Source organism: Caulobacter sp. BE264 (assembly GCF_031457805.1).
Taxonomy (GTDB): domain Bacteria; phylum Pseudomonadota; class Alphaproteobacteria; order Caulobacterales; family Caulobacteraceae; genus Caulobacter.
This window is the reverse complement of sequence record NZ_JAVDXI010000004.1, coordinates 20,857-47,541: the sequence shown is the minus strand read 5'-3', so window position 1 is coordinate 47,541 and position 26,685 is coordinate 20,857. Positions and strand designations below refer to the sequence as shown.

The 26,685-nt window shown below is 67.8% G+C and carries 25 protein-coding genes and 1 pseudogene; 17 read left to right on the top strand and 9 right to left on the bottom strand.

Features of this window, described 5'->3' with window-relative positions; genetic code table 11:
- The first annotated feature begins 107 nt into the window (after positions 1-107).
- Together J2X45_RS10825 and J2X45_RS10820 are read left to right on the top strand one after the other, a co-directional pair.
- Positions 108-611, top strand: a complete 504-nt coding sequence (locus tag J2X45_RS10825) for a helix-turn-helix domain-containing protein (RefSeq protein ID WP_310214503.1) — start codon at positions 108-110, stop codon at positions 609-611.
- A gap of 90 nt (positions 612-701) precedes the next feature.
- On the top strand, positions 702-2,735 hold the full coding sequence (locus tag J2X45_RS10820) for an EAL domain-containing protein (RefSeq protein ID WP_310214500.1): 2,034 nt from the start codon (positions 702-704) through the stop codon (positions 2,733-2,735).
- 6 nt (positions 2,736-2,741) lie between these two features.
- Here the strand turns inward: J2X45_RS10820 and mnmA are convergent, their stop codons facing one another.
- Genes mnmA through J2X45_RS10795 form a run of 5 tightly spaced genes read right to left on the bottom strand, consistent with a single transcriptional unit; the run spans position 2,742 to position 8,447 of the window.
- Positions 2,742-3,965 (bottom strand): tRNA 2-thiouridine(34) synthase MnmA, encoded by a 1,224-nt coding sequence (mnmA, locus tag J2X45_RS10815; protein ID WP_310215280.1) that lies wholly within the window; start codon positions 3,963-3,965, stop codon positions 2,742-2,744.
- Positions 3,966-4,008: 43 nt separating this feature from the next.
- Positions 4,009-5,247, bottom strand: a complete 1,239-nt coding sequence (locus J2X45_RS10810) for an FAD-binding domain-containing protein (protein WP_310214497.1) — start codon at positions 5,245-5,247, stop codon at positions 4,009-4,011.
- Between the two features lie 41 nt (positions 5,248-5,288).
- On the bottom strand, positions 5,289-6,212 hold the full coding sequence (locus tag J2X45_RS10805; RefSeq protein ID WP_310214495.1) for a flagellin: 924 nt from the start codon (positions 6,210-6,212) through the stop codon (positions 5,289-5,291).
- Between the two features lie 3 nt (positions 6,213-6,215).
- On the bottom strand, positions 6,216-8,327 hold the full coding sequence (flgK, locus tag J2X45_RS10800) for a flagellar hook-associated protein FlgK (RefSeq protein ID WP_310214493.1): 2,112 nt from the start codon (positions 8,325-8,327) through the stop codon (positions 6,216-6,218).
- A gap of 3 nt (positions 8,328-8,330) precedes the next feature.
- Positions 8,331-8,447: a hypothetical protein gene (locus tag J2X45_RS10795; protein WP_310215278.1), complete on the bottom strand. Its 117-nt coding sequence runs from the start codon at positions 8,445-8,447 to the stop codon at positions 8,331-8,333.
- Positions 8,448-9,756: 1,309 nt separating this feature from the next.
- Between J2X45_RS10795 and J2X45_RS10790 the strand changes: the two genes are divergently transcribed.
- The 11 genes from J2X45_RS10790 (at position 9,757) to flhA (ending at position 21,278) form a co-directional block, all read left to right on the top strand.
- Complete coding sequence (locus tag J2X45_RS10790) at positions 9,757-10,479, top strand: flagellar hook-length control protein FliK (RefSeq protein WP_310215275.1); 723 nt, start codon at positions 9,757-9,759, stop codon at positions 10,477-10,479.
- Between the two features lie 11 nt (positions 10,480-10,490).
- The gene (locus J2X45_RS10785) at positions 10,491-11,171 is read left to right on the top strand and encodes a flagellar hook assembly protein FlgD (protein ID WP_310214491.1); all 681 of its coding nucleotides are present in this window, start codon (positions 10,491-10,493) and stop codon (positions 11,169-11,171) included.
- Between the two features lie 145 nt (positions 11,172-11,316).
- Positions 11,317-13,092, top strand: a complete 1,776-nt coding sequence (flgE, locus tag J2X45_RS10780; RefSeq protein ID WP_310214489.1) for a flagellar hook protein FlgE — start codon at positions 11,317-11,319, stop codon at positions 13,090-13,092.
- Between the two features lie 168 nt (positions 13,093-13,260).
- Positions 13,261-13,542: a CtrA inhibitor SciP gene (sciP, locus tag J2X45_RS10775; RefSeq protein WP_010918787.1), complete on the top strand. Its 282-nt coding sequence runs from the start codon at positions 13,261-13,263 to the stop codon at positions 13,540-13,542.
- Between the two features lie 21 nt (positions 13,543-13,563).
- Positions 13,564-13,788, top strand: coding sequence for a hypothetical protein (locus tag J2X45_RS10770; protein ID WP_310214486.1), 225 nt, complete (start codon positions 13,564-13,566; stop codon positions 13,786-13,788).
- An 18-nt stretch (positions 13,789-13,806) separates the two neighbouring features.
- Positions 13,807-15,471 (top strand): flagellar basal-body MS-ring/collar protein FliF, encoded by a 1,665-nt coding sequence (gene fliF, locus J2X45_RS10765; RefSeq protein WP_310214484.1) that lies wholly within the window; start codon positions 13,807-13,809, stop codon positions 15,469-15,471.
- A complete protein-coding gene (gene fliG, locus J2X45_RS10760) occupies positions 15,471-16,493 on the top strand; it encodes a flagellar motor switch protein FliG (protein WP_310214482.1) in 1,023 nt (340 codons plus the stop codon). The genes fliF and fliG overlap by 1 nt, the downstream gene beginning before the upstream one ends.
- Before the next feature lie 10 nt (positions 16,494-16,503).
- Entirely contained in the window at positions 16,504-17,142 is a 639-nt protein-coding gene (locus J2X45_RS10755) for a flagellar assembly protein FliH (RefSeq protein ID WP_310214479.1), read from the top strand.
- A 15-nt stretch (positions 17,143-17,157) separates the two neighbouring features.
- The gene (fliN, locus tag J2X45_RS10750) at positions 17,158-17,490 is read left to right on the top strand and encodes a flagellar motor switch protein FliN (RefSeq protein WP_310214476.1); all 333 of its coding nucleotides are present in this window, start codon (positions 17,158-17,160) and stop codon (positions 17,488-17,490) included.
- 68 nt (positions 17,491-17,558) lie between these two features.
- The gene (gene flbD / locus J2X45_RS10745) at positions 17,559-18,926 is read left to right on the top strand and encodes a sigma-54-dependent transcriptional regulator FlbD (protein ID WP_310214474.1); all 1,368 of its coding nucleotides are present in this window, start codon (positions 17,559-17,561) and stop codon (positions 18,924-18,926) included.
- Between the two features lie 249 nt (positions 18,927-19,175).
- Entirely contained in the window at positions 19,176-21,278 is a 2,103-nt protein-coding gene (gene flhA / locus J2X45_RS10740; protein ID WP_310214471.1) for a flagellar biosynthesis protein FlhA, read from the top strand.
- 238 nt (positions 21,279-21,516) lie between these two features.
- On the opposite strand, the gene J2X45_RS10735 is transcribed toward flhA, so the two are convergent.
- Positions 21,517-22,839 (bottom strand): oxygenase MpaB family protein, encoded by a 1,323-nt coding sequence (locus J2X45_RS10735; RefSeq protein WP_310214468.1) that lies wholly within the window; start codon positions 22,837-22,839, stop codon positions 21,517-21,519.
- Between the two features lie 123 nt (positions 22,840-22,962).
- Here J2X45_RS10735 and J2X45_RS10730 point away from each other — a divergent pair, with 123 nt between their 5' ends.
- The 3 genes from J2X45_RS10730 (at position 22,963) to J2X45_RS10720 (ending at position 24,700) form a co-directional block, all read left to right on the top strand.
- Complete coding sequence (locus J2X45_RS10730; RefSeq protein ID WP_310214466.1) at positions 22,963-23,571, top strand: TetR/AcrR family transcriptional regulator; 609 nt, start codon at positions 22,963-22,965, stop codon at positions 23,569-23,571.
- 85 nt (positions 23,572-23,656) lie between these two features.
- On the top strand, positions 23,657-24,181 hold the full coding sequence (locus J2X45_RS10725) for a hypothetical protein (RefSeq protein WP_310214464.1): 525 nt from the start codon (positions 23,657-23,659) through the stop codon (positions 24,179-24,181).
- A gap of 126 nt (positions 24,182-24,307) precedes the next feature.
- Positions 24,308-24,700, top strand: a complete 393-nt coding sequence (locus J2X45_RS10720) for a DUF4282 domain-containing protein (RefSeq protein WP_310214461.1) — start codon at positions 24,308-24,310, stop codon at positions 24,698-24,700.
- Between the two features lie 104 nt (positions 24,701-24,804).
- Here the strand turns inward: J2X45_RS10720 and J2X45_RS10715 are convergent, their stop codons facing one another.
- Both J2X45_RS10715 and J2X45_RS10710 read right to left on the bottom strand, forming a co-directional pair.
- Positions 24,805-25,251 carry a MarR family transcriptional regulator gene (locus tag J2X45_RS10715; RefSeq protein WP_310214458.1) on the bottom strand — a complete coding sequence of 149 codons (447 nt, stop codon included), beginning with the start codon at positions 25,249-25,251 and terminating at the stop codon, positions 24,805-24,807.
- 10 nt (positions 25,252-25,261) lie between these two features.
- Positions 25,262-25,678 (bottom strand): organic hydroperoxide resistance protein, encoded by a 417-nt coding sequence (locus tag J2X45_RS10710; RefSeq protein ID WP_310214454.1) that lies wholly within the window; start codon positions 25,676-25,678, stop codon positions 25,262-25,264.
- 127 nt (positions 25,679-25,805) lie between these two features.
- Between J2X45_RS10710 and J2X45_RS20330 the strand changes: the two are divergent.
- A pseudogene (locus J2X45_RS20330) lies at positions 25,806-25,896 on the top strand (hypothetical protein); the annotation flags it as partial.
- Between the two features lie 12 nt (positions 25,897-25,908).
- Here the strand turns inward: J2X45_RS20330 and J2X45_RS10705 are convergent.
- Positions 25,909-26,610 carry a DnaJ domain-containing protein gene (locus J2X45_RS10705; RefSeq protein ID WP_310214451.1) on the bottom strand — a complete coding sequence of 234 codons (702 nt, stop codon included), beginning with the start codon at positions 26,608-26,610 and terminating at the stop codon, positions 25,909-25,911.
- Positions 26,611-26,685 lie beyond the last annotated feature (75 nt).

Genomic DNA, 26,685 nt, shown 5'->3' with positions numbered 1-26,685 from the left:
GTTGGCAATGAACCGAGAGAGTCAATTGCGAAAAAAAACCTATGCCGGTTCATCTTCAAACGCAACGCTCTCTTGCTTTCCCTCGCGGAACGCCTCACCCTCGCGAAATGGGCCGCACAGCTGACTATACGAACGAACGTTGCTCGGTCGCCGCCACGCTGGAAGTCGTCGGCGACCCCTGGACGCTGCTGATCCTGCGGGACGCCTTCGCGGGCGTGAAGCGCTTCGAGCAGTGGCAGGAGCGGCTAGGCGTCGCCCGCAACGTCCTGGCTGCGCGGCTGAAGACCCTGGTCGGCCATGGCGTCATGGAGACCCGGCGCTATTCGGAGCGTCCGCCGCGCCACGAATACTGGCTGACCGAGAAGGGCCTAGCTTTGTCGCCGGTGTTGCTGACCATGGCCGAGTGGGGCGATCGCCACGTCTATGGCCGCGACAAGTCGCCGGTGCTGTTCCGTCACAAGACCTGCGGCTGCGCCTTCCATCCGGTGCTGGCCTGTGAGGCCTGCGGCGAGGTGGTCGATCGGCGGGATATCGAGCGGGCCGGCCCTCAGGACCTGACCGCGCCGACCGTGGGCGAGGCGCTGGACGCGGTGAAGATCGCCGCCGAATAGGGCGGGACGGAAACTCCGCGACAATCCGCCACACCCTGCCCCGTGGCCGGATTCGGGAAGGGTTCACCGTTCTCTGAACAGGGTTTGGGCATGTTCGGCGCCTCAACCCTGTCTCGACGGATCAAGAGTCTCTTCGCCATTCGACGGGATCAGCCCGAGCTGGTGATCGCCCAGGCGCGGGCGCTCTCCTGGCAAGTGCCGCTGATGTACGTGGTGGTGCTGGGCAACGCCTATGCGCTGGCGGCCACCCACCTGCACGTAGCGCCGCTGTGGCAGACCATCGGCCTGCCGATCGCCCTGACCCTGGCCTGCGCGGTCCGGAGCGTCGGCTGGCTGAAGATCGGCGGCAAGGACGTGGATCCCGATCAGGCCGCCCGGATGCTCACCAGCACGCTGAAGACCTCGGGTCTGCTGGCGGCGCTGTTCGCGGGCTGGTCGCTGTCATTGTACCCGTACGGGAACGCCTATCAGCAGTCCCACATCGCCTTCTACATGGCCATCACGGTCATCGCCTGCATCTTCTGCCTGATGCATCTGCGCGGCGCGGCGATCCTGGTGACCACCGTGGTGCTGGGCTCGATGGTCGCCTTCTTCGCTACGACCGGCCAGCCGGTGTTCCAGGCGGTCGCCGTCAATATCCTCGTCGTCTCGGCGGTGATGATCGTCATCCTGCTCACCCAGTACCGCGAGTTCGCCGACCTCGTGCGCTCGCGCGTGACCCTGACCCAGAAAGCCGAGGAAGCCCGCCGCCTGAGCGACGAGAACGATCGCCTGGCCAATCTGGACAGCCTGACCGACCTGCCTAACCGCCGCCGCTACTTCGCCGAGCTGGACGCCCGCGTGGAGACCGCGCGCGCGCGCGGCGAGGGGTTCGTGGTCGCGGTCATCGATCTGGACGACTTCAAGCCGATCAACGACGCCTTTGGCCACGCCACCGGCGATCGCCTGCTGATCGAGGTGGGGCGTCGCCTCAAGGCGTTCGACGGACCGCCGATCCTGGCCGCGCGCCTGGGCGGCGACGAGTTCGGCCTGATCATCGACGCGAGCCTCGATACGGACGCCCTGCGCGCGCTAGGCCGTGAACTGTGCGCGGCCCTGAACGCCACCTACGATCTGCGGGGCGTGCGCGCGCAGGTCGGCGCCTCGATCGGCTTTTGTCCGTTTCCGTGTGGCGGCGACAGCAGCGAGCAGCTGTTCGAGCGCGCCGACTACGCGCTCTATCACGCCAAGCAGAGCATCAAGGGCACGGCCGTGGTGTTCGACGAACGCCACGAGGCGGCGATCCACGACATGGCGGTGGTCGAGCATTCGCTGCGCCACGCCAACCTCGACAAGGAAATGAGCGTCCACTTCCAGCCGCTGGTCGATATCGTCGCCCATCGCACGGTGGCGCTGGAGGCCCTGGCCCGCTGGACCAGTCCCCAGATCGGCCTGATCCGTCCGGACGTCTTCATCCGGGCCGCCGAGCGCTCGGGACAGATCGTCGAGATCACCCGCCTGCTGGTCGCCAAGGCCCTGCGCGAGATGCGCGCCTGGCCGATGGACGTGCGGGTGTCGATCAACCTTTCGGCCCGCGACATCGCCTCTATGGAGAACGTCGAGCGACTGCTCGACATCGTCCGCGAGAGCTGCATCGCGCCGCACCGCATCGATTTCGAGATCACCGAGACAGCGATCGTCTGTGACTTCGACCAGGCCCGCGACGCCCTGGCCGCCTTCCACGCGCTGGGCGTGCGCACGGCGCTGGACGACTTCGGCACCGGCCATTCCAGCCTCAGCCACCTGCGACTGCTGCCGCTGGACAAGCTGAAGATCGACGCCAGCTTCGTCTCGGACATCGAGCACAACCAGGTCAGCGAGGACATCGTCCGCACCGTGCTGCAACTGGGCCGCAACCTGCGCATGGAGTGCGTGGTCGAGGGCGTCGAGACCGAGGTCCAGCGCGACCGCGTGGCCGCTCTGGGCGCGACGGTCATGCAGGGTTACCACTTCGCGCGGCCGATGCCGGCCGAGGCCGTGTCAGGGTATCTGAGCGGCGAAGCGGTCACCGCCGCCCGCCGTCGACGTGACCGCGGGGCGGGAGCGGCGGAGTGGGGCGGTGACTTCTGCCGCGAGGCTGGCTGAGGCCGGTCAGGCCGGCGCCAGATCCACTGTCCGGGTCGTGCCGGCGATGAAGCCGCCGCCCAGCACCCGGTCCGGATCGGCGGGGTCGTAGAGCACGCAGGCCTGACCCGGCGCGACACCCTCTTCGGCGCCGTCGAACACGACCGACAGCGCGCCGTCGATCAGGGCCAGGCGCCCCGGAACCGGCTCGCGGGTCGAGCGCACGCGGGCCAGCACCCGCTGTCCGTCCTCGGCGGCGGCCTCCAGGCTGTCCTGGCCGCCCAGCCAGCTGCCCTCCTTGAGGGTCAGGGACGCGGTGAGCAGCGCCTCGCGCGGGCCGACGATCACTTGGCGCTTGTCGGCGTCGATGCGGACGACGAACAGCGGATCGCCGACGGCGATGTTCAGGCCCCGGCGCTGGCCGATGGTGTAGCGGGTCACGCCCTCGTGGCGGCCCAGAACCCGGCCGTCCAGATGCACGATGTCGCCGGCCTCCGCGCCCTGCGGCCGGATGCGGTCGATGACGGTGGTGTACTTGCCCTCGGGCACGAAGCAGATGTCCTGGCTGTCGGGCTTGTCGGCGATCGACAGGCCAAGGCCGGCCGCGACGGCGCGGACCGTCGGCTTGTCCATCCCGCCCAGCGGGAAGCGCAGGAAGTCCAGCTGCTCGCGCGTGGTGGCGAACAGGAAATAGCTCTGGTCCTTGGCCGGATCGGCGGCGCGGCGCAATTGCGGACGGTTGCCGCCATTTCCGGGCATGGCGCGCTGCACATAGTGGCCGGTGGCCATCGCCTCGGCCCCAAGGTCACGGGCCACGTCCAGCAGGTCGCGGAACTTGACCGTCTGGTTGCAGCGCACGCACGGGATCGGCGTCTCGCCGCGCAGGTAGGCGTCGGCGAAGTCCTCGATGACCTGCTCGCGGAAGCGGCTTTCGTAGTCGAGCACGTAGTGCGGGATGCCGATGCGCTCGGCGGCCATGCGGGCGTCCAGGATGTCTTGTCCCGCGCAGCAGGCGCCCTTGCGCGAGATCGCCGCGCCGTGGTCGTAGAGCTGCAGGGTGACGCCCACCACGTCATAGCCGGCCTTGGCCAGCAAGGCGGCGGTGACGGTGGAGTCCACGCCCCCGGACATGGCCGCGACGATCCGCGTTCCCTCGGGCAGGCCGACAGCGGCGCGCACCTGCTCGACCGCGCGCGCGATCAGCGTGTCGGAATCGGAAGCAGGGGTCGTGTCGGTCGTCGCCAGGTCCATCGCCGCCATATAGCGGCTCGACCCGGATTTTGCGAGGCGAGGGCTATAGCAGGGTGGGTTGGGCGTTTGGCCGCAGGTCCAGTTGGTCCAAGAGGCGCGGGATCCGCTTCTTGAGCCCGAAGAAGCCGCCCCGGCCATGCGGCCAGGTCAGGGCGTCGTAGCGGCGGGCCAGGCGCTTTATGGTCACGCCCCGCGCGGCCAGTTGCGGCGCCAGGACGTCCAGCCGCTCGCGTGTTGGTCCGACAGGGGCGTAGGCGGTGACGACCGTGCTGACCCCGGCGGCCGAGGCGGCCGGCGCCAGGGTGTCAGCGTCAAGCGGGCCGCGATGGACGGGCCTATCGGGCCAAATTAGCCGGACGCGGGCGGCGACGTCGTCGAGGGCCTCGTTAGTGAAGGCCCGGACGAGGTCGGAGCGGGGGCGCCCCTGCATCTCCACGGCGTCAACGACCTGGATCGCCGCCACGGCCGCGTCGGCGGGCAGCAGGCTTTCGGGATGCAGGTCCTCCTCGGTGATCAGCAGCAGGACCGGCCCCTCAGGAGGGGTCAGATCGAGCGCTGCCGACGCCCAGGTCTCGGCGAACGGCGGCTCTTCCAGCGGCGGGGCGTCGCTCGCCAGGCCTTTGGGCTGGAACCGGCCTTCGGTGTAGCGCGCGATGTTGTCGGCTCGGGCCAGATAGGTCTTGCCCGGCGTGTGCAGGCCCACCACCCAGCGCCATGACAGGGTGTTGGCGGCCGGATCGCCGTCCAGCAGCCGCGCGTGCATGAACGCTGCGCCCAGCGCCCACGGCAGGCCAAGGGTGTGGGTCCAGATCGAGGCGAACCACATGCGGGCGTGATTGTGCAGGTAGCCGGTCGCCTCAAGCTCGCCCACCCAGGCGTCGAGCGCGTCGATCCCGGTGCGGCCGGCCACGGCGTCGGCGTAGCGGCGGGCGAGGGCGGGGTCGCGGTCCAGCGCCGCCTGGCCTTGGACGAGCGCGGTCTGGTAGCGGGTCCAGATCTCGGGCTGGCCCTCCAGCCGGCCCTTGAAGTGGGCGCGCCAGAACACCTCGTCGATGAACTTCTCGGCCGCAGTCTCGCCATGGCGCGCCAGGACGCTGGCCAGCACCTCGCGTTCGGTCACCATACGGCGGCGCAGGTAGGGCGAGAGGCCGGATACGGTCGGCGCGACGACCGCGTGGTTGCGCCGCGCGGCGTACGCTCGGCCGGCGTGCGGCAGGAAACCGTCCAGGCGAGCGAGGCCGGCGGCGCGCGTGGCGGGCCAGGTCGAGAACAGCGAGCTCATGCTTGCGCTTACGGCCAGGCCGGCCGGACGGATGGGCTCGCTTACTTCAGAACGTTCAACAGCGAGGAGGCCTGCAGGCTGGTGAACACCTGGGCCGAGGCCTGAACCGCCAGCTTGGCGGCTTCCAGGCGCGTGACCGCCTCGGCCATGTCCACGTCGACAATGCCGCCGACCATGGTGGTCAGGGTGTCGGCCTGGTTGGAGAGATCGGTCTCCGCGGCCTCGAAGCGCTTCTGGTTGACGCCGTTCTTGCCCTGGATGTCGACCACCGACTTGTAGGCCGCATCGAAGGTGGGCAGCAGGCCCTTCAGGAAGTTGACCTGGGTGTCCGTCAGATTGCCGGTGAACGGGCCGTTGGCGTCGATATAGGCCTGGACCTGCTTGAAGGCGTCGAAGGTGCCCGTGCCCAAGGCGTCGCCCAGCACGCCGGTCTTGGCGTTAGTCTGTTCATCGACCCGGTTGGTGGTGATGTACTGGTCGTTCTGGAACAGCGACGCCGTCGACGGCGCCAGGGTCAGGTCCGCCATGGTGGTGGCGGTGGTGGTCGCGGTCTGGGTCTGGGCGCCGGAAAACACGTAGAGCCCGTTGGACTTGGTGTTGACGCCCTGGACCACCTCGCTGAACGCCGCCTGCAGCTGCTGCATCAGGGTGGTGGCGTTGCCGGCGGCCAGGGAGTTGGCGATCGCCTCGCGCGCGTCCTTGGTGGCGTCGGCCACCCGGCCGATGCCGGTGTTCTGCATATCCAGCCGATTGTTGACCAGCTTGATCTGGTCCAGCAGGCCATTGATCTTGGTCTGGGCGCTGCGCATGGCGGTCAGCACCTCGGCGTTCTTGGCGTAGCCGCGCAGGTCGGTGGCGACCTTCTGGCTGGCCACCTGGGCGCCCACGTCATTCTGGCGGATCTGCGCCTTCATGAGGTTGGACGTCATGATGTTGTAGTTCTGGACGGTCGAGACGCGGGTCATGGCTTACCCCAGGATTCCGGTGAGCACGTCGAACATGTCCTTGGTCGCCTGGATCAGGCGGGCCGAGGCGTTGAAGGCTTGCTGGTAGGTGGTCAGGTTGATCAGTTCTTCGTCCAGGTTCACGCCCTCTTCGGACTGGCGCTGGCTGTCGACTTCGCTGGACACCGCCGCGGCGGCGTCCTTGCGGCTTTCGGCGGTGGCGGCCTTGCGGGCGATCGAGCCCCCGAAGTCGGCGGCGTAGCGCGCCACCGTCATGGTCACCGAGGCGGCGCTGCCCGCGACGCCGAACGTCGCGGTGTTCTCGCCGGCGTTGGCCAGGGCCAGCGCGCCGCGACCGTCGCCGATCGCCAGGGCGGCGGCGCCGCCCACCGCCTGGGTCAGGTCCAGCTTGGCGAACGGCAGAAGCTTCGGGTTCTGGTCCATCGCCGTGTTGAGGAAGAACTTCTCACCGCGCGTGCTGCGTTCGGCGGGGCCGATGCCGAACAGCTGGCTGGCCGAGGGACCGCCGGCGCCGCGCTCGGTGCTGTCAGCCACGATCGACATCGTCACCGGTGTGTTGGTGTTCGACGTGAAGCTGATCTGGCCCCGAGCGTTCATCGAGAACTGGCCATAGAGGCCGACCCCGGACGCGCGAGAGTTCAGCGCGTCAAGCATGTTCTGCATCGTCCCGCCCACAGGGGGCGTGAAGGGGATGTCGCGGATGCGCCCGCCCTCGACATCGGTCAGGCGGATCGTCATCTCGCCGGCCGTGAACCCGTGAGGGTCCGCCGCCGTCAGGCCCGTTTCATAAGGCGAGTAGCCGCTTGTGCGGACGATGTCGTTGAGGCCGAAATAGTGGCTGAAGCCCTTGCCGGCCTTGTTGGAGGGCGTGGTGGCGTCATCGGCGATCGCCACGCCCAGGCCGCCGACGCCGTTGATGCTCAGCGCGCCGTTCGAAAAGCCCGCCGCCCCCTGACCGCCCAGGGCGGTGTTCAGCTGGGTGATGAAGTTGGCCGGGGTGAAGGCCGGACCGGCCGCGCCGTTCACCGTCATGGTGCCGGCGGTGAAGTCGATATCGATCCGGCGCTGGATCACGCCGCTCGCATTGGTCAGGGCGATCGTGGTCTTGCCCGTGAAGCCGGTCATCGCCGCCTGGGCGTCTAGACCGGTGTCGCGGCCCGTCAGGCTGGTGGGCGCTGGCACCGACGAGGCTGCGTTGGCGGCGCGGTTGATCTCTTCGGTGGCGCGCGAGGTGAACTCACCCAGCTGGTCGGACAGATTGACCAGCTCGATATTGCGCACGTCCATCAGGCCGCGGATCTCGCCGCTCGAGATGTTCAACGGGACCGGATAGTCCGAGCCGTTGGCCAGCTGCACCGTCAGGAAGCCCGTGGCGGTGGCGGAGGTCTGGTAGGTGACCTTGGCCGCGCCGTCGCCCGCCAGGTTCAGACCTTCGGTCGAACGCACCACGATCCCGCCCAGGGTGCGCGGTGAGATCTGCACGTTCATCAGCGTGGACAGTTCGTCGACCAGCTTGCTCTGGACGTTCTCGGCGCCCGTGGCGTCGGCTCCGGCCACCTTGGCGCGCGTGATGTCGGTGTTCAGCGCGTCGATCTGGCTGAGCAGGTCATTGACCCGGCCGACGTCGGCGGCGATCCGCGTATCGGCGTCCTTGCCCAGCTTCGACAGCGAGGCGGTGATGCGGCTGGACTCGCTGAGAAAGTCGTCCAGCCGGGTCAGCGCCTGGGTGCGCAGCAGGCTGGAGGAGGGGTCGTCCTGCGCCGAGGAGAACGCGGCGTAGACGTCGTCCAGCACCGTGAAGAAGCTCGTCGAGCCGCTCGGGTCGCCGAACAGCTGCTGGGCGCTGTTGAGCGTGCTGGCGACGATCGACGCGCGGCCGCTCTCGGAGGCGGCGTTCAGGCTGGCCGACTGCAGGAAGGCGTCGGTGGCGCGCTTGATGGCGTCGATACTGACGCCCACGCCCATGCCGTTGGACAGCAGGTTCGACTGGCTGACCGTCTTGCGGACATAGCCGGTGGTGTTGACGTTGGCGATGTTGTCCGACGTGACGCGCAGACCCGTCTGCGCGGCCATCATGCCGGACGTCGCCGTGCTCATGATCGCATTGAGCGACATGGATCAGGCCTCCTTCGGCTCGGCAAACCGCGCAACGCACGACGCGCCCTTGCCCGGCGAAACTTGCCGGGTCGCGGTGGGGCATGATCCCCGGTGATGTGCCAAGCCATTGAAATTCATGGCGATATGTTCCGGCGGTCGGAAATTCGACGAGAGGTCTTCCGCAAGGACGGCGCCAACCCGGGGCGTGACGCGGCGACGCGGCAAGTCCCGTCCCTTACGGTCCTTCGAGCTCGGCAAAAAGCGCCGCATCCGGCGCGATTTTGGTTCGTAAACAAGCCATTAAAATCATTTAAAACAGTGTCTTAGGGGGTATTCTCCGAGTTGGCCCGACCGTTGCTGAGGGAAGCGGCGAAGGCGTGTCCGTCATGGACCGCCGCCAACCGAGCAACGACTGCGCATGACCGCGATCGCCGCACCCACCGCCGCTCTTCCCGCCGCGCCGACCCCGGCCGCCGGCGGCAAGGCGTCCGCCGACGGCTTCGACGCCCTGCTGGCCATCGCCGGCCGGTCGGATGACACCCCGTCTCCGCGTCCGACGGCCAAGCGCGCCGAGTCCAAGAACGAGGACCGCGACGTGAAGGCGGCCGACAGGCCCGCGCGTTCGGACGCCAAGGTCGCCGAGCGGAGCGATGAGCCCCGCGCCGAGACCAATGAGGCCGTCGACGGCGTTCGTGACGCCAAGGCCAATGACGACACGAACGCTGACAAGGCGTCCGGCGCCGAAGCCGAGGCCGTCGAGGCGGACGTCGAGACCCCGGTCGCGGCGGACACGACGCTCGCCTCGGCCCAGGTCGCCGCGACGCTAATCGCCGCGATGTCGGCCGAGCCCGCGCCGACGGCGCCGACGGAGATGTCGGTCGAGCCGGCCCTGACGACCGCCGCAACCTCGGTCGAAGACGTCGCAACCTTCGCCGCCGCCGTCGAGGCCGCCGCGGACGCGACGCTGGCGGCGCCGCAAATGGCGTCGTCTTCCGCGACTGCGCCGGAGGCCGCCGCGGCTCCGGCGCCGCAAGCCGCTTCGGCGCCGACGACGGCTGCCGCCGGTGCTCAGGCGCTGGACGCCGCCGCACTCGACGCTCTGACCACTCTCGCCGGAGAGGCCGAGACACCGATCGACGCCGCGAGCCTGGCCGACGCGCCGACAGCTCCGAGCGCGCTGGCCAAGATCGCCGAACCCCCCGCCGCGGCCCCGCTCGCCATGGCCGCTAACACCGGCGCGCTCGCGACGCCGCCCGCGCCGAGTGCGCAAGTCGCCACGCTCGTCGAGGCGGGGATCGTCGCCGACACCACCCCCGCTGCGACCGACGCGGGCGCGGACGCCGCCGCGGACGTCCCGGCTGTCGTGACTCCCGAGGTCGCGACTGTCGTGGCCAAGTCTGCGGACACGACCAAGGCCCAGGCCGCACCCGGCGCCGCGCCGACCGCGCTGCCAGCCGCCGAGGCGGTCGAGACTCCCGAAGCCGTAACAGCGGTCGCCGCGAGCGCCGGCGGCGGCGATGCGGGCGTCAGCGGCGACGCTTACGCCAACGCCAACGGCTCGGAGGCTTCAGCCGGCGCGATCGTCACTCCCGAAGCTTCCGCCGCCGGCGCGAGCGTCGCTGAAGCCGCGCCGTCCTCGACCCCCGCGCCGCCGGTCCAGTTGCGGGCCGCCAACACCGCCACGCCCGCCGCCGCGCCGGCCCCGGTGCGCGGCTCTCCCGAGACCGTCGCGGCCCTGTCGGCCGAGATCCTCAAGAAGGCCGACGCCAAGACCACGCGCTTCGACGTGGCCTTGACCCCGGACGGTCTGGGCAAGGTCGATGTGCGGATCGAGATCGGTCGCGACGGCGCCCTGACCGCCTCGATGCGCTTCGACACCGTCCACGCCGCCCAGGAGCTGCGCGGCAAGGCCAACGAGCTGCGCCAGGCGCTGTCCGACGCCGGCTTCAACGTCGCCGACAACGCCCTGAGCTTCGACGTCTCCAGCCAGGGCGGCCAGAGCCAGAACCCGTTCTTCGCCTTCGAGGGTTGGGGCGACCAGGGACAGCGCGCCTTTTCGGGCCGCGCCTTCCAGGCCGCGCTGACGGGCGAAGAGGACATCACCATCACCCCCGAACTGCTGCCCGGCCTGAAGACGGTCGCCGACAGCGGTCTGGACATCCGGATCTAGGAGAGACCGACATGGCCACCGCCGTCTCGTCACAGAACACCTCGTCGGTCCTCGACAAGATCAACAACTCGCGCACGTCGCTGGCGACCAACAAGGAGACCTTCCTCCAGCTGCTGACCACGCAGCTGAAGAACCAGGATCCCCTGGCGCCGACCGACACCACCCAGATGACCCAGCAGATCACGCAGATGACGGGTGTGGAGCAGCAACTGGTCACCAACGACCTGCTGGCCGCGCTGGTGGGCATGAACACCGGCACGGGCCTCTCCGAGGGCGTCGCGATGATCGGCAAGCAGGTTTCGGCGATCAGCGACACCTCGACCCTCAAGAACGGGACGGCGACCTTCTCCTGGACCCAGCCCAGCGCGTCGGCCTCGCTGAAAGTCGAGATCAAGAACCCGGCCGGCAAGGTGGTGCGCACCCTGACGCCGGATGACCAGAAGAGCGGCGACCACATCATCACCTGGGATGGCAAGGACGACAGCGGCGCCAAGCTGCCCGATGGCGGGGTCTACGGCATCGTCGTGACGGCCAAGACCGGCGACGGCAAGGAAATCAAGGCGACCAACATCAAGGGTCGCACCGAGGGCGTCGTGACCGCGGTCGACAACGCCACCGGTCAGCCGATGGTCGTCGTCGATGGCAAGACCATCCCTGTCGACAACGTCGTCGGCATCAAGGCGGCGGCCTAGACCACCCAACAGGCCGAGGCGGCCTGATCCCCCATCGACCGGGCGTCAGAAAGACGCCGACGCGGTCCCCGGAAGACGGTCTTCCCGCGGACCCAAACGCAAACAGCGCTGAACCCTCGTCCCCCCTTTTTGTAGGAATTCAGTCATGAGCATCAACAGCGCCATGCTCGCCGGCGTTTCCGGTCTGGTCGCCAACTCGTCGGCCCTGGCCGCGATCTCGGACAACATCGCCAACGTCAACACGGTCGGCTTCAAGCGTTCGACCTCGAACTTCTCGACGCTGGTCACGTCCGGCAACAAGAACCAGACCTACAGCGCCGGCGGCGTGAAGGCCCAGACTCACCAGTTCATCAGCCAGCAGGGCCTGACCCAGTCGACGACCTCGAACCTGGATATCTCGATCTCGGGCGCGGGCTTCTTCGTCACCACGGAAAAGCCTGAGAACCTGACGGCGACCGATACGCGCTCGTTCACGCGCGCCGGCTCGTTCCAGCTCGACAGCCTTGGCTATCTGCGCAACGACGCGGGTCTCTATCTGCAGGGCTGGCTGGCTGACCCGGTCAGCGGCCTGATCACCCCCGACCCATCGGACCTGACTCAACTGGCGTCGATCAATGTCGGCAGCGTCGGCGGTACGGCCGAGAAGACCACCCGCGTCGGCGTCAACGCCAACCTGCGCTCCGAGCAGCCCGTGGCGGCGGCGGTGTCGTACAAGGTCGGTACGGCGGGTTCGCCGTCCAAGACCAACGTCGTCGACTCGGCGTCAAACTCGCACAACTATGATGTCATCTACAGCTCGACGGGCATCGCCAATCCGGTTGGCGGCAACAACGAGTACCTGGTCGACATCAAGGAAAACGGCGTGATCATCGCCACCGGCAAGGTGGCCTACGACGCCGCGACGAATGAGATCGTCAGCTCGACGATCGACTACAAGGGCGCCTCGCCGGTCGTCGGCTCGACCACCACCACCCGGATCAACGCCGCCGGCGACACGATCGACCTGGAAGACCTGGGCATCATCGACACCGCCGGCGCCGACGACGCCGAGGTCGTGGCCGGCAAGCTCTATGATCCTTCGACCTGGTCGATGTCCGACTACGCCAAGGACAACAGCAAGGGCGTCAAGCCGGACTTCGAAGTCCAGATCCCGCTGTCAGACTCCAAGGGCGGTCAGCGCACGGTGACGCTCTCGCTGCTCAAGGGGCCGGGCCCGAACCAGTGGTACGCCGAACTGCGCGCCAAGCCGGGCGATCTGGCCAACAACGGCAACGGCCAGATCAGCACCGGCATTGTCGAGTTCACCACCGACGGCAAGCTCAAGAGCACCGGCAATCTGTTCGGCAACACCAGCCCGACGGCGATCACGATCAAGAGTTCGGGCTATATCGCACCGGCGGTCGTGCCGCCGGCCGTGCAGCCCCCTGCGCCGCCGACCTGGGCCGACGGCCTCGGCATCGATGAGCAAGAAGTCCAGATCGATCTCGCCAGCGCCGCCGGCGGGCTGACCCAGTACAACAGCCAGTCGGTGGTCCAGTCGGTGAACACCAACGGTACGGCCTTCGGTAACCTGACCAATATCGAGGTCGACGAGAACGGCTACGTCTCGGCCATCTTCGACAACGGCGTCACCCGCCGGATCGCCCAGGTCGCCATCGCCACCTTCTCGAACCCCAATGGTCTGAAGGGCGTCAACGGCAATGCTTATCGCGTCACCAACGAGAGCGGCACCTACAGCCTGAAGGCTCCGTCGCAAGGCGGCGCCGGCGCTCTGGCCCCCTCTACCCTTGAAGCCTCGACCGTTGATCTGTCGCAGGAGTTCACAGGTCTGATCACTACTCAGCGCGCCTACTCGGCTTCGTCGAAAATCATCACGACAGCCGATCAGATGCTTGAGGAGCTCTTGAATATTAAGCGCTAATAACGGGGCTTAACATTCTTTAATTCTTGTGTTTCACACTGAGACACTACGGACTGCTAAGGAGCCATCTTGTTTAGGCCTTTCTTTACTATTGGAATTAAGCCGCTGTTATTAGGCGGCGCCTATAGTGGCCTTCAACAGTGATGGTTGTGGGAAAGGCGTAAAGCCATGTTGCAGCAGCAGCGCACCAACAGCCGGGGTGAAAAGTACGTCATCGGTCCGACCGGTGCGCCTCTCACTCTGGCGGATTTGCCGCCCGCGGAGACCCAGCGTTGGGTCATCCGTCGGAAGGCCGAGGTCGTGGCCGCCGTTCGCGGGGGTCTGCTCTCGCTGGACGAGGCGTGCGATCGTTACAAGCTGACGAACGACGAGTTCCTCAGCTGGCAGCAGTCGATCGATCGGCACGGCCTGGCGGGCCTGCGGACCACCCGGATCCAGCAGTACCGTTAAGACGGGGCGGGGTGTGTTGATGTGACCGCCCTTCCTCGCCTTGAAAACCCCAAGGGCTATGCGCCGCAAGGGTTTCACGATGTTCAGCGGCCGCGCCCGAGAGGGCGCGGCCGCGACGTTTTGGCGCCCGCGGAACGCACGGCGGCCGGCAGATATAAACGCCTCGTTTACCTTGTACTGGGTAAATCCTGCCTACCGGCGAGCGCTTCGTATGCGTTTGGCGGGCTTCCCCTCGGGGATTGTTGACGCAGGGGATGGGGCTTCGTGGAAAGCTTTCTGGGTTCAATCAGGCAGTTCGGCGTCGGGCGTCTCGCCGCGATGCTGGGTGTCGGCGCGGGCGTCGTCGCGGTGCTGGTGGCCCTGGTCATGTTCATGGGCCGGGAGCCCAGCGAGCTGCTCTATTCGAACCTGGACCTCAAGGAAGCCTCGGAAGTCACCCAGGCCCTGGACCAGGCCGGCATCAAGTATGAAACTAAGGGCGACGGCTCGACCATCATGGTGCCGCGCGACAAGGTCGCCAGCGCCCGCCTGATGGTGGCCGGCAAGGGGCTCGTGAGCTCCGGTTCGATTGGTTACGAGATCTTCGACACCAGCAATGCGCTGGGCCAGACCGACTTTGTCCAGCAACTGAACCGCCAGCGCGCCCTGCAAGGCGAGCTGGAGCGCACGATCAAGGCGATGCAGGGCGTCAACAGCGTCCGCGTGCACCTTGTTCTGCCCAAGCGCCAGCTGTTCGAGGAAAACGCCGAGCAACCTTCGGCCGCCGTCACCATCGGCGTCGGCTCGCGCGAGCCGTCGTCTGACATGGTCCGCGCCATCCAGAACCTGGTCTCGTCGGCGGTGCCGAACATGAAGGCCGAGAAGGTCGCGGTCATCGACCAGCACGGCAAGACCCTGTCGGCTCCCAGCGACGAGAGCCTGGCCGGCAAGATGGCCCAGGACCGCAAGTCCGAGGTCGAGGCCCGCATCGCCAAGACCGTCAAGGACATGATCGAGGGCGTGCTCGGCCCGGGCAAGGCGCGTGTGAACGTCACCGCCGAACTGGACCTGAACCGCGTGACCACCCAGGAAGAGCGCTTCGACCCGGATGGCCAGGTGGTTCGTTCGGAAAGCACCACCGAGGCCTCCAGCCAGGAAAACAAGAACGACGACAACGCCGGCGTCACGGCGGCGGCCAATGTGCCGGGCGGCCAGGGCGCCAACGGCTTCCAGCAGCTGGGTTCGCGTTCGGGGCAGAACGACAGCGTCACCAACTACGAGATCTCCAAGTCGGTGAAGACCACCGTCCAGGAGCCGGGCACGATCAAGAAGGTCGCTGTGGCGGTCGCCATCGACGGCGTCAGCGCGCCGATGGGCAAGGACGGCAAGCCGGGCGCCTACACGCCGCGCACCGCCGAGGAGATCCAGCAGATCGAGGAACTGGTGAAGACCGCGGTGGGCTTCGACGCCGAGCGTGGCGACCAGGTCAAGGTCACCAACATCAAGTTCCCGCAGCCCGAGGACCAGGGCCTCGAAAAGCAGGGCCTGCTGTCGGGCTTCGACAAGAACGACATCATGCGTGTCGCCGAACTGGGCGTGCTGGCGGTCGTCGCCCTGCTGATCCTGCTGTTCGCGGTCCGTCCGTTTATCAAGAACCTGTCGGCGCCGGCGCCGGGCCAGATGGCCTTGGCCGCGCCGTCGGGCGGTCAGCCCGTCACGCGTCTGGTGACGCTGTCGGATGGCACCCAACAGCAGGTGGTGGTCGATCAGTCGGGCGAGCCGATCGCGCTCGCCGGCCCCGCGCCCAGCGACATCGACCAGCGTATCGACATCGCCAAGATCGAGGGCCAGGTGAAGGCCTCGTCGATCAAGCGCGTCTCCGAATTCGTCGAGAAGCATCCCGACGAGTCCGTCGCGATCCTGCGTAACTGGCTGCACGAGTCGACCTGATGGCCATGAAAGTCGCCGTCTCCGACGTGAAGAACCTGTCGGGGCCCGAAAAGGCCGCGATCGTTCTGCTCGCCCTGGGCGAGGAGCACACCAAGATCTGGGAAGCCCTGGACGACGAGGAGATCAAGGAAGTCTCCCAGGCCATGGCGGGCCTGGGCACCGTCTCGGCCTCGGTGGTGGAAGACCTGCTGGTCGAGTTCGTCTCGGGCATGAGCTCGACGGGTGCGATCATGGGCTCGTACGAACAGACCCAGCGCCTGCTGGCCTCGTTCATGCCGGCCGACAAGGTCGACCAGCTGATGGAGGAGATCCGTGGTCCTGCGGGTCGCACCATGTGGGACAAGCTGGGCAACGTGAACGAAGCGGTGCTCGCCAACTATCTGAAGAACGAGTACCCCCAGACCGTCGCCGTCGTGCTGTCCAAGGTGAAGAGCGACCACGCCGCGCGGGTGCTGGCCTGTCTGCCGGAAGACTTCGCTCTGGAATGCGTCACCCGCATGCTGCGGATGGAGCCGGTTCAGCGCGAGATCCTCGACAAGATCGAGATGACGCTGCGCACCGAATTCATGTCGAACCTGGCGCGCACGTCCAAGCGCGACAGCCACGAGATGATGGCCGAGATCTTCAACAACTTCGACCGTCAGACCGAAGCCCGCTTCATCGCCGCCCTGGAAGAGCGCAACCGCGAAGCCGCCGAGCGTATCCGCGCCCTGATGTTCGTGTTCGAGGATCTGTCGAAGCTCGATCCTGGCGGCATCCAGACCCTGCTTCGCGGCACGCCCAAGGAGCAGCTGGCCCTGGCCCTCAAGGGCGCCTCGGACAAGCTGCGCGACATGTTCTTCTCCAACATGTCGGAGCGCGCGGCCAAGATCATGCGCGAGGATATGGACAGCATGGGTCCCGTGCGCCTCAAGGACGTCGACGCCGCCCAGGTGGGTATGGTGCAGGTGGCCAAGGATCTCGCCGCGAAGGGCGAGATCATGCTGGCCGGCTCCGGCTCCGATGACGAACTGATCTACTGAGGGGCATGCGATGACCGACATCCCCCACCGCAAGTTCTCCTTCGACACCGTCTTCGACGACCACGGCGGCGTGGCCTACACTGCGCCGCGCGTGAAGAAGAGCTTCACGCCCGAGGAGGTCGAGGCCGCCAAGGCGCAGGCCTATGCGGAGGGCGAGCGCTCGGCGGTGGCCCGCGCCGAACAGGAAGCCGCTCACGCCCTGGCCGAGGTGGCGCAGGCCGTGCAGCAGGCGTTCCATACCCTGGCCCATGTGGCGCACGAGCATCGCGAAGGCTCGGCGATGCTGGCCCTAGCCTGCGGCCGCAAGATCGCCGACGCGGCCTTGACCCATTTCCCCGAGGCTCCGGTCACGGCGGCGCTCGAGGCCCTGGCCCGCGAGGTCGAGGCCCAGCCGCGCATCTTCGTGCGCGTCTCGCCCGAGCTTGAGGAGCGCACCCAGCAGGCGCTGGAGAATGTCGCCGCGCAGATCGGCTTCCAGGGCCAGATCGTGGCGCGCGCCGACGGCGCCATGGCGCCGGCGGCTTTCACCTTCGACTGGGGCGACGGCCGTGCGGCCTTCGATCCCGACGGCGCCGCCCAGCGCGTCGCCGAGGCGCTGGAGGCGGCCATCGCCGCCGAAGGCCTCCACGCCGAACCCCTGTTTACCTAGGAAGGCTGACGAACGATGGCCGAAGACAATCTCCCGCTCGACGAATTCGGAGGCGCCATGCTGGCCTCCGAGATGCCGATCGAGCTCAGCGACAAGACCGCTGCGGACCTGGCGCCGGTCTTTGACGTGCCGGTCAACATCTCGGCCGTGCTGGGCCGCGCCAACATGTCGGTGGCGCAGCTGCTGCAGCTTGGCCAGGGCTCGATCCTGGAGCTGGACCGCAAGGTCGGCGAGGCGATCGATATCTACGTCAATAACCGCCTGGTCGCCCGGGGCGAGGTCGTCGTCGTCGATGAGCGCCTGGGCGTGACCATGACGGAAATCATCAAGGACGGCGACCAGAACTAAGGTTCTGAGCGCCAAGGAAATTCTGGGATTTGGGTTCTTCCCTCGGAAGGGCTTCGGGAGAGTAAGAGATGCGGCTTCTGGTCGTCGGAAAACTGAACGGGCAGCTCTCGGTCGCCGTGAAGATGGCGATGGGCGCGGGCGCGAAGGTCTCGCACGTCGAAACGACGGAGCAGGCGACCAACGCGCTGCGGGCGGGGCAGGGCGCCGACCTTCTGATGGTCGACTACGCGCTCGACATCGCCGGTATGATCGCCGCCAACGAGGCCGAGCGGATGCGGGTGCCGGTGGTGGCCTGCGGCGTCGACGCAGACCCGATGCGCGCCGCGAACGCCATCAAGGCCGGCGCCAAGGAGTTCATCCCGCTCCCGCCGGACGCCGAGCTGATCGCCGCCGTCCTGGCCGCCGTCACCGACGACGAAAAGCCGATGGTCGTCCGCGACCCGGCCATGGAGCAGGTCATCAAGCTGGCCGACCAGGTCGCGCCTTCGGAAGCCTCGATCCTGATCACCGGCGAAAGCGGTTCGGGTAAGGAGGTCATGGCGCGCTATGTCCACGGCAAATCGCGCCGGGCCAAGGCGCCGTTCATCAGCGTCAACTGCGCCGCCATCCCCGAGAACCTGCTGGAAAGCGAGCTGTTCGGACACGAGAAGGGCGCCTTCACCGGGGCCATGGCCCGCCGCATCGGCAAGTTCGAGGAGGCCGACGGCGGCACGCTGCTGCTGGACGAAATCAGCGAGATGGACGTGCGCCTGCAGGCCAAGCTGCTGCGCGCCATCCAGGAGCGCGAGATCGACCGCGTGGGCGGCTCCAAGCCGGTCAAGGTCAACATCCGCATCCTGGCCACCAGCAACCGCGATCTGGCTCAGGCGGTGAAGGACGGGACATTCCGCGAGGACCTGCTCTATCGCCTGAACGTCGTGAACCTGCGCCTGCCGCCGCTGCGCGAGCGTCCCGCCGACGTGATCAGCCTGTGCGAGTTCTTCGTGAAGAAGTACTCGGCCGCCAACGGCATCGAGGAAAAGCCGATCTCGGCCGAGGCCAAGCGCCGCCTGATCGCTCACCGCTGGCCGGGCAACGTCCGCGAGCTGGAAAACGCCATGCACCGCGCGGTGCTGCTGTCGACCGGTCCGGAGATCGAGGAGTTCGCCATCCGCCTGCCCGACGGTCAGCCGATGGCGCCGGCGCCGGACGTCGCGGTGGCCCGCGGCGCCCAGATGGCCGCCGACGCCGCCTCGCGCGCCTTCGTCGGCTCGACCGTCGCCGAGGTCGAGCAGCAGCTGATCATCGACACCCTGGAGCACTGCCTTGGCAACCGCACCCACGCGGCCAACATCCTGGGCATCTCGATCCGCACCCTGCGCAACAAGCTGAAGGAATATTCCGACGCCGGCGTATCGGTGCCGCCGCCGCAGGGCGGGGTGGGGGCTGCGGCTTGATGTCTTGTCCTGTCATCCCGGCGAAAGCCGGGACCGTCGCAGGCTCTGCGCTTGCCGTGGTCCCGGATCGGCCTTTGGCCGTCCGGGATGACAGAAAGAGGGGCAGCGCCGCCCTTTGGGCGAAACGGGCCGCCGCCGCGACCATCGGTCCGGCGCCGCGACACGCAAAGTTTGGTTAACAAGATGGCGGCGGGCCGCAAATCGCTTCAAGCGAAAGCCTAGCCTTCCATCCACGGTTCAAGGTTCCGAATGGCCGACGCCGCCGCCCCGACCGCCAGCGCCATGCCCAGCCCCAAGTCGTTGCTCGACGGGCTGATGCGCGGCGAAATGGGCCTGGCCCTAGGCGTGGTCGGCATCATCGTGCTGCTGATCCTGCCGGTCCCGGCCTTCCTGCTGGACCTGCTGCTGGCTATTTCGCTGACAGGATCGGTGCTGATCCTGATGACGGCGATCCTGATCAAGAAGCCGCTGGAGTTCACCTCGTTCCCGACCGTTCTGCTGGTCGCGACGCTGTACCGGCTGGGTCTCAACATCGCCTCGACCCGCCTGATCCTGGCCCACGGCCAGGAGGGCACCGGCGGCGCCGGCGCGGTGATCGAGGCCTTCGGTCACCTGATGATGCAGGGCAACTTCGTCATCGGGGTGATCGTCTTCATCATCCTGATCGTCGTGAACTTCATGGTCGTGACCAAGGGTTCGGGACGGATCGCCGAAGTGGCGGCCCGCTTCACCCTGGACTCCATGCCCGGCAAGCAGATGGCGATCGACGCCGACCTGTCGACCGGCCTGATCAATCAGGACGAGGCCAAGATCCGCCGCAAGGAGCTGGAGCAGGAGAGCACGTTCTTCGGGGCCATGGACGGCGCCAGCAAGTTCGTGAAGGGCGACGCGATCGCCGGCCTGATCATCACGGCGATCAACGTCATCGGCGGCATCATCATCGGGGTCGCCCAGCACAAGCTGCCGTTCGGCGACGCGGCCGCGACCTACACCATCATGACCATCGGCGACGGCCTGGTCAGCCAGATCCCGGCCCTGATCATCTCGATCGCCGCCGGTATGGTCGTCTCGAAAGCCGGTGTCGAAGGCTCGGCCGACAAGGCCCTGACGACCCAGCTGGCCATGAACCCGGTGGGCCTGGGGATGGTCTCGGCCTCGTCGGGCGTCATCGCCCTGATCCCGGGCATGCCGATCTTCCCGTTCGCGGCGATGTCGCTGGCGGCTGGCGCCCTGGCCTACAAGCGCATCCAGGACGCCAAGAAGCCCAAGCCGATCGATCCCGCCGATCTTGAGGCCGCCGCGCCGTCCGAGCCGGAAGAGGAGCCGATCAGCGCGTCCCTCGCCATCGACGACGTCAAGATCGAGCTGGGCTATGGCCTCCTGACCCTGATCAACGACCTGGACGGCCGCAAGCTGACCGACCAGATCCGCGCCCTGCGCAAGACCCTGGCCAGCGAGTTCGGCTTCGTCATGCCGCCGGTCCGGATCCTCGACAACATGCGCCTGGCCAACCAGGGCTACGCCATCCGCATCAAGGAGATGGAAGCAGGCGCCGGCGAGGTCCGCCTGGGCAGCCTGATGTGCATGGACCCGCGCGGCGGTCAGGTCGAACTGCCGGGCGAGCACGTGCGGGAGCCGGCCTTTGGCCTGCCCGCCACCTGGATCACCGACGACCTGCGCGAGGAAGCCACCTTCCGCGGCTACACGGTCGTCGATCCGGCCACGGTGCTGACCACGCACCTGACCGAGATCCTCAAGGAGAACATGGCCGACCTGCTGTCCTACGCCGAGGTGCAGAAGCTGCTGAAGGAGCTGCCCGAGACGCAGAAGAAGCTGGTCGACGACCTGATCCCGGGGACCGTGACCGCCACGACGGTGCAGCGCGTGCTGCAGTCGCTGCTGCGCGAGCGCGTCTCGATCCGCGACCTGCCGCAGATCCTGGAAGGCATTGGCGAGGCCGCGCCCCACACCGCCTCGGTCACCCAGCTGGTCGAGCAGGTCCGCGCGCGCCTGGCCCGCCAGCTGTGCTGGGCCAATCGCGGCGACGACGGCGCCCTGCCGATCATCACCCTGTCGGCCGACTGGGAGCACGCCTTCGCCGAGTCCCTGATCGGTCCGGGCGACGACAAGCAACTGGCCCTGCCGCCCTCGCGCCTGCAGGACTTCATCCGCGGCGTCCGCGACAGCTTCGAGCGCGCCGCCCTGGCCGGCGAGGCCCCGGTCCTGCTGACCAGCCCCGGCGTGCGCCCCTATGTCCGCTCGATCATCGAGCGCTTCCGCGGCCAGACCGTGGTGATGAGCCAGAACGAGATCCACCCCCGCGCCCGTCTGAAGACGGTGGGGATGGTCTAGAGCATTTCACGACCTGACTGCGTCAGGCCGTGAGCTCTAATCTTTTGTTTTGCCGCATTTTTCTTCACGCGAACCGGAACCACTTCGCTCGAAAAATGCTCTAGGAACGGGTTTGCGTCCTTCGAGGCGCGCTCAGGAGCGCGCACCTCAGGATGAGGTGTTCAGCAAACAGATTTCCTCATCCTGAGGTGCGAGCCGCAGGCGAGCCTCGAAGGACGCACAGGGCCCTCAACGCGCTTCACGCCGCGGCCTTGGACCCCGCCGCTGGCCGGTACTTTTCCGCGTCCGATGTGAACTCGGCATGGCCATAGCGCGCCAGCTGCTTCTTCAGTCGGGCGACCAGCCGACGGTCCGCCAGTTCGGCGACCCCCGGCACATTCCGCGCCAGCCGGTAGGCGGCCAGTTGGCTGCTGACCAGCAGGGCCACCAGGCCAAACAGCATGAAGTCGCGCGGGCCGATCTCGACGCCCATCCGCCGCGCCGCCGCCCGGTCGCCGTTCAGGAAGTTCTTCAGGAAGAACACCTTGGCGAAGCCGCGCTCGACCTTGTCGAACAGTCTGTTCTCAGGGCTCTCGTTCGGCGGCAGGTAGGCGTTGAGGGTGGCGCGGACCAGCTCGCCGCAGGTGGCGTCGTCGAAGCCGGCGCGCAACGTGGCGCTGCGGGCGTTCATGGTGTCGACCACGCCCTGCGGGGTGTCGGCCAGCAGGTCCTCGGGCAGGCCCAAGAGGAAGCAGCGATAGCGGGCCAGCTCCACGCGGGCGCGCTCTTCGGGCGTGAACACGGTCCGGCCCGTGGCCACGATCTTGTAGCTCATCAGGAAGATCGGGATCAGGCCGGCGGGCATCTGGTCGACCTGCGGGATCGGGATCCCATAGACGCCGACGTCCCACAGGTTCGAGCGCTTCAGCGCATTGAACCGCACCATCGAGTGCATCAGCCGCACCATGGCGGCGGCCTTGAACCCCGCGCCGTGACGGTCCAGCGATCCCGGCAGCAGGGTGGTGGTGAAGAAGGTCGCCGTCTCGTTGACCCGGCGCGCGGCGGTGTCGTTCGACAGCGTCCCGGTCAGCGCCATCGGCAGGGCGGCGTACTTGTTCATGAAGGTGGCGATGAACGCGCCCCGGATCGCGAACGGCCCCAGATTGGCGGCGGCGTTGCGGTCCAGCTTCTGGCCCTCGCGGACCAGCTCCATGTCCAGCCAGTCGGGCACGCGCTCCATGTCGGCGATGAAGGCCGCCAGCTCCGGCGGCGCGTCGGGCACGGCGGCGATCCCCTTGTCGCAGGCCGTGGTGAGCATCTGGATCAGAGGCCGGAAGCCGTACCTGGGCATCAGCGCCGCATAGGCGTCGGCCACGACGTCGCCCAGCATCGTATAGGCCTTGATCAGGGCCAGCTTGTCGGGATCCAGCTTGGCGCGGGCCAGCTTCGGCGCGACGCTGGCCTTGGCATCGTCGGTGAACCGCTCGGGCGTGATGTCGAAGTCGACGTCGCCATACAGGGCGGGAAGGGCCTCCTTCTGCGAGGCGACCTTGGCGCGAACCTTCTCCAAAGCAGCGGTCATGCGATCCTCGTCCGGCGGCGGTCCGACATGGACCCTCGTGTGGGATCAAAGCCTATGTAATCGTCGTTCATCGGCCTACTCGCCTTGCCCGCCGGGCGGGGCAATGCAGGAGCGACGCGGCAAGTGACTGAAAAAACAAGGCGAACGCCGCGCCAGCCGCGGTCCGAGGCGACGGTCGAGGCGATTCTCGAGGCGACCTTTCAACTTCTGGAGCAGGGCGGGGTCGAAGCCCTGACCACCAACCACATCGCCGAACGGGCAGGGGTGAGCGTCGGCACGCTCTACCAGTACTTCGAGGGCAAGCAGGCGATCCTGGCGGCGCTGGCCCAGCGTCAGGCCGCCGCCGCGCGCGACCGTATCGCCCGCATCGTCATTGATGGGCCCCGGATCAGCGCGGTTCGCCTGATCGTCCGCACCCTGGCGACCGCTTTCGAGGGCGCGCCCGCGACGCGGCGGGCGTTGCTGGACGCCTTCGCCGACCAGGCCGGCGACGCAGCCGTGATGCGTCATCACCGCCTGTTCTTCGACGCGATCGCCGGCAAGGCCCGCTTCGACTTCGACATGACCCCGGAGGCGGGGTTCGTGCTGACCCACGCCGTCATCGGCCTGTTGCGCGCGGCCACCGTGGAGAACGAGTTGGCTCTGGACCCGCATCGGCTGGAGGATGAGCTGGTCCGGCTGATGGAGGCCTACATCCTGGCGCTGGTCGAGGTGAAAGGCGCGTCCGCATAGCCCTCGTGTCGGATCCCCGACGGAACCCCGCCCAACGGGTCACGTTATTCTCGTCCGGGAGGGGCCCTCGACGGAGAGTTCCAACATGACGCACAAGCTTGCCTTGCTCGCCGCCGCCGCGTCCCTGACGTTCGCCGGCGCCGCTATCGCCCAGACCACGACCACGCCGGCCAATCCGACCGGACCGATGCCGCCGGCTCAGACCGCGTCGCCGGCTCAAGCGGCGACCCCGCCCTTCAGCTCGCCGCCCGCCAACCCAGCGGATCCCGCCGCGCCCGCCCAGCCCGGCATGAGCCCCGCCCAACCCGCCAATCCGGCCCTGCCGCCCTCGGCCAACCCGGCCGACAGCGCCGCGACGCCCAGCTCGGCCAATGTCGCGGCTGCCTTCAAGGTTGGCATGGCGGTGAAGGACTCACAGGGCGTGTCGGTCGGCCAGATCACCGGAACCAGCACCGGCGCGGATGGCTCGACCAACGTGATCGTGACGAACGGCGGCGTAAAATTCGCCCTGCCCAGCGCCAGCCTGAGCGCCACCACCGACGGCGGCGTCCAGACCACGGCCACCAAGGCGCAGATCGACGCCACGGTCGCGGGCGCCAAGCCCCAGTAAACGCGTGGGGTAAATGCGTCGGGTCGCCGACCCTGAAAACGACGAGGCCCGCTTGGCATTGCCGAGCGGGCCGGTCGCTGGTAGCGATGGGGCAAAGAGGCGCTTTTCGCCGTCTTGGGGTGACGTATGCCTCCGGCCAATAAGACCAAGCGTGGGTCCAGCTCGCTGCTTTGGGATCTCCTGACCTTCGATCGCCTGGTCACCGGGCCGGTGATTCACTTCATCTATTGGGCGGGCCTGGGCGTCGTGGCCCTGTTCGGCTTCTCGGTCGTCGGCGCCGCCGTCGGCCTGGCGTTGAAGGAGCCGGGCGTCGGCTCGCTCCTGCTGGCCTTCCCGGTTCTGGTCGCGGGTCTGCTGGTCGCGGGCGCCCTGGTGCTGCTGTGGCGCGCCTTCTGCGAGTTCTATGTCGCCATCTTCCGGATCAGCGAGGACCTGCGGGCCCTGCGCCAGACCAGCGACGCCGACCACGCCGCGCACCGGGCGCGTCAGGCCCAGAAGGCCGCCGCCGAGACGCACTAGAGCATTTCACGACCTGACTGCGTCAGGCCGTGAGCTCTAATCTTTTGTTTTGGCGCATTTTTCTTCCCGCGAACCGGAACCACTTCGCTCGAAAAATGCTCTAGCTACTTCGCCAGCACCTTGAGCCGATCGCGCAGGGCGCCCACAGCGTCCAGCGGCATGTCCAGCGCGCAGAACAGTTTTTCCGGAATGCTCACCGCCTGATCGCGCAGGGCGCGACCCTGGTCGGTGAGGGACACGATCACGCGCCGCTCGTCCTCGGGATCGCGGTCGCGGGTGACCAGGCCACCCGCCTCCAGCCGCTTGAGCAGCGGGGTCAGGGTGCTGGAATCAAGGTCCAGCGCCTCGCCCAAGGCGCCGACGGTCCGGGGACTGGCCTCCCACAGCACCAGCATCGCCAGATACTGCGGGTAGGTCAGGCCCAGGGCGTCGAGCATCGGGCGATAGAGCCGCGTCATCCGGTTGGCCGCGCCGTAGAGGGCGAAGCACAGCTGGTTGTCGAGACGCAGGATCTCGACGGGCTGGTCGGATGACGCGGGCTTCTGAGTCATGGGAACCCTGTTAGGCGGCCTTGACGCTGATGGCCACGTCGATGTTGCCGCGCGTGGCGTTCGAATAGGGGCAGACGGCGTGGGCGCTGGCGACCAGGGCCTCGGCGTCAGCTTGCGACAGGCCTTGGGTCTCGACCTCAAGCGCCACTTCCAGGCGGAAGCCGACCTCGGCGGTCGCCAGGCTCACCTGGCCGGTCACGGTCGAACCGGTCAGAGCGATCTTCTGGGTGCGGGCGACATGGCCCATGGCGCTCTGGAAACAGGCGGCGTAGCCGGCGGCGAACAGCTGCTCGGGGTTGGTGCCGGTTTCCTTGCCGCCCAGCGACTTGGGCATCGACAGCTGAACGTCCAGCAGGCCGTCCTCGGTGCGGGCGTGGCCTTCACGGCCGCCAACGACGGTGGCGCGGGTGGTGTAGAGGGTGGTCATCCGGAAGCTCCTTGGCTTGAAATCGTACGAACGATTTAATCGTGCGCGATATGATTTCAAGGGCGAGGCGGCGAAAAAAGATCGTGCGCGATTAATTGTCCCCCTAGCGGGGGAAGCGGCGCGAAGCGCCGGAGGGGGAAGTAAAGCTGAGATTGCGGAGAGGGCTTCCCCCTCCGTCGTCCCTTCGGTCCGACACCTCCCCCGCTAGGGGGAGGATTTGGGAGAACGCGCTAAGCCGCCCAGGCGGCCGCGAAGCGCTTCAGCAACGAGCGGGCCGGGCTCTCGCCGCGACTTTCGGCGGCTTCCAGGCGCAGGAAGAGGTCGCCGGCCTTGTGGTTTGCGCGGGCGGGCAGGCCCTGGCCGGGCAGGCGGACCAGGCCCCTGGCGGCCGCCTTGGTTGAGATCCAGGCGGGGCGGGGGCCCAGCGGCGTGTCGGCGTCGACGCGGCCGCCTTCGGCCAGCACGCGCGGATCGACCTTGCCGGTCAGCCACAGATCATCGCCGCGCACCAGGGCGCCATCCTGGCCGCGCAGGCGGACCTCGAAACAGACCCCTTCGACCCGCACCTTGTCGCCCTCGCGCAGGCCGGCGGGCAGCTTCAGGCGCAGGCGTCGACCGTCGATGGCCAGCTCCTCGGCCCCGCCCGTCAAGGCGGTGGCGATGTCGATCTCGAGAAAGACGCGGTCGGCGATCGGCGCCGGCTGGGCGACCGCCGGCGGATAGTGATGGCGAACGATCGGCGTGTCCTGCAGCAGGCGATAGGCGGCCAACACGTCGCGGAACAGGGCCGCGTCGCCGGTCGGACGGTCTGGATGGGCCCGCTTGGCGGCCTCGCGATAGGCCTTGCGCAGCTCGCGCTCGTCGGCGTCGGCCGCCACGCCCAGCAGGGCTCGGGCGGCGGAAAGCGTCAGGGCGGCATGCCGGGCGGTCATCCCGGGACCCTGCCGCCGGGATGGTCAACGCCCGGTTAAGTTAAGACTTTCGCTTTGGGGCGCTGGGTGGTGGTG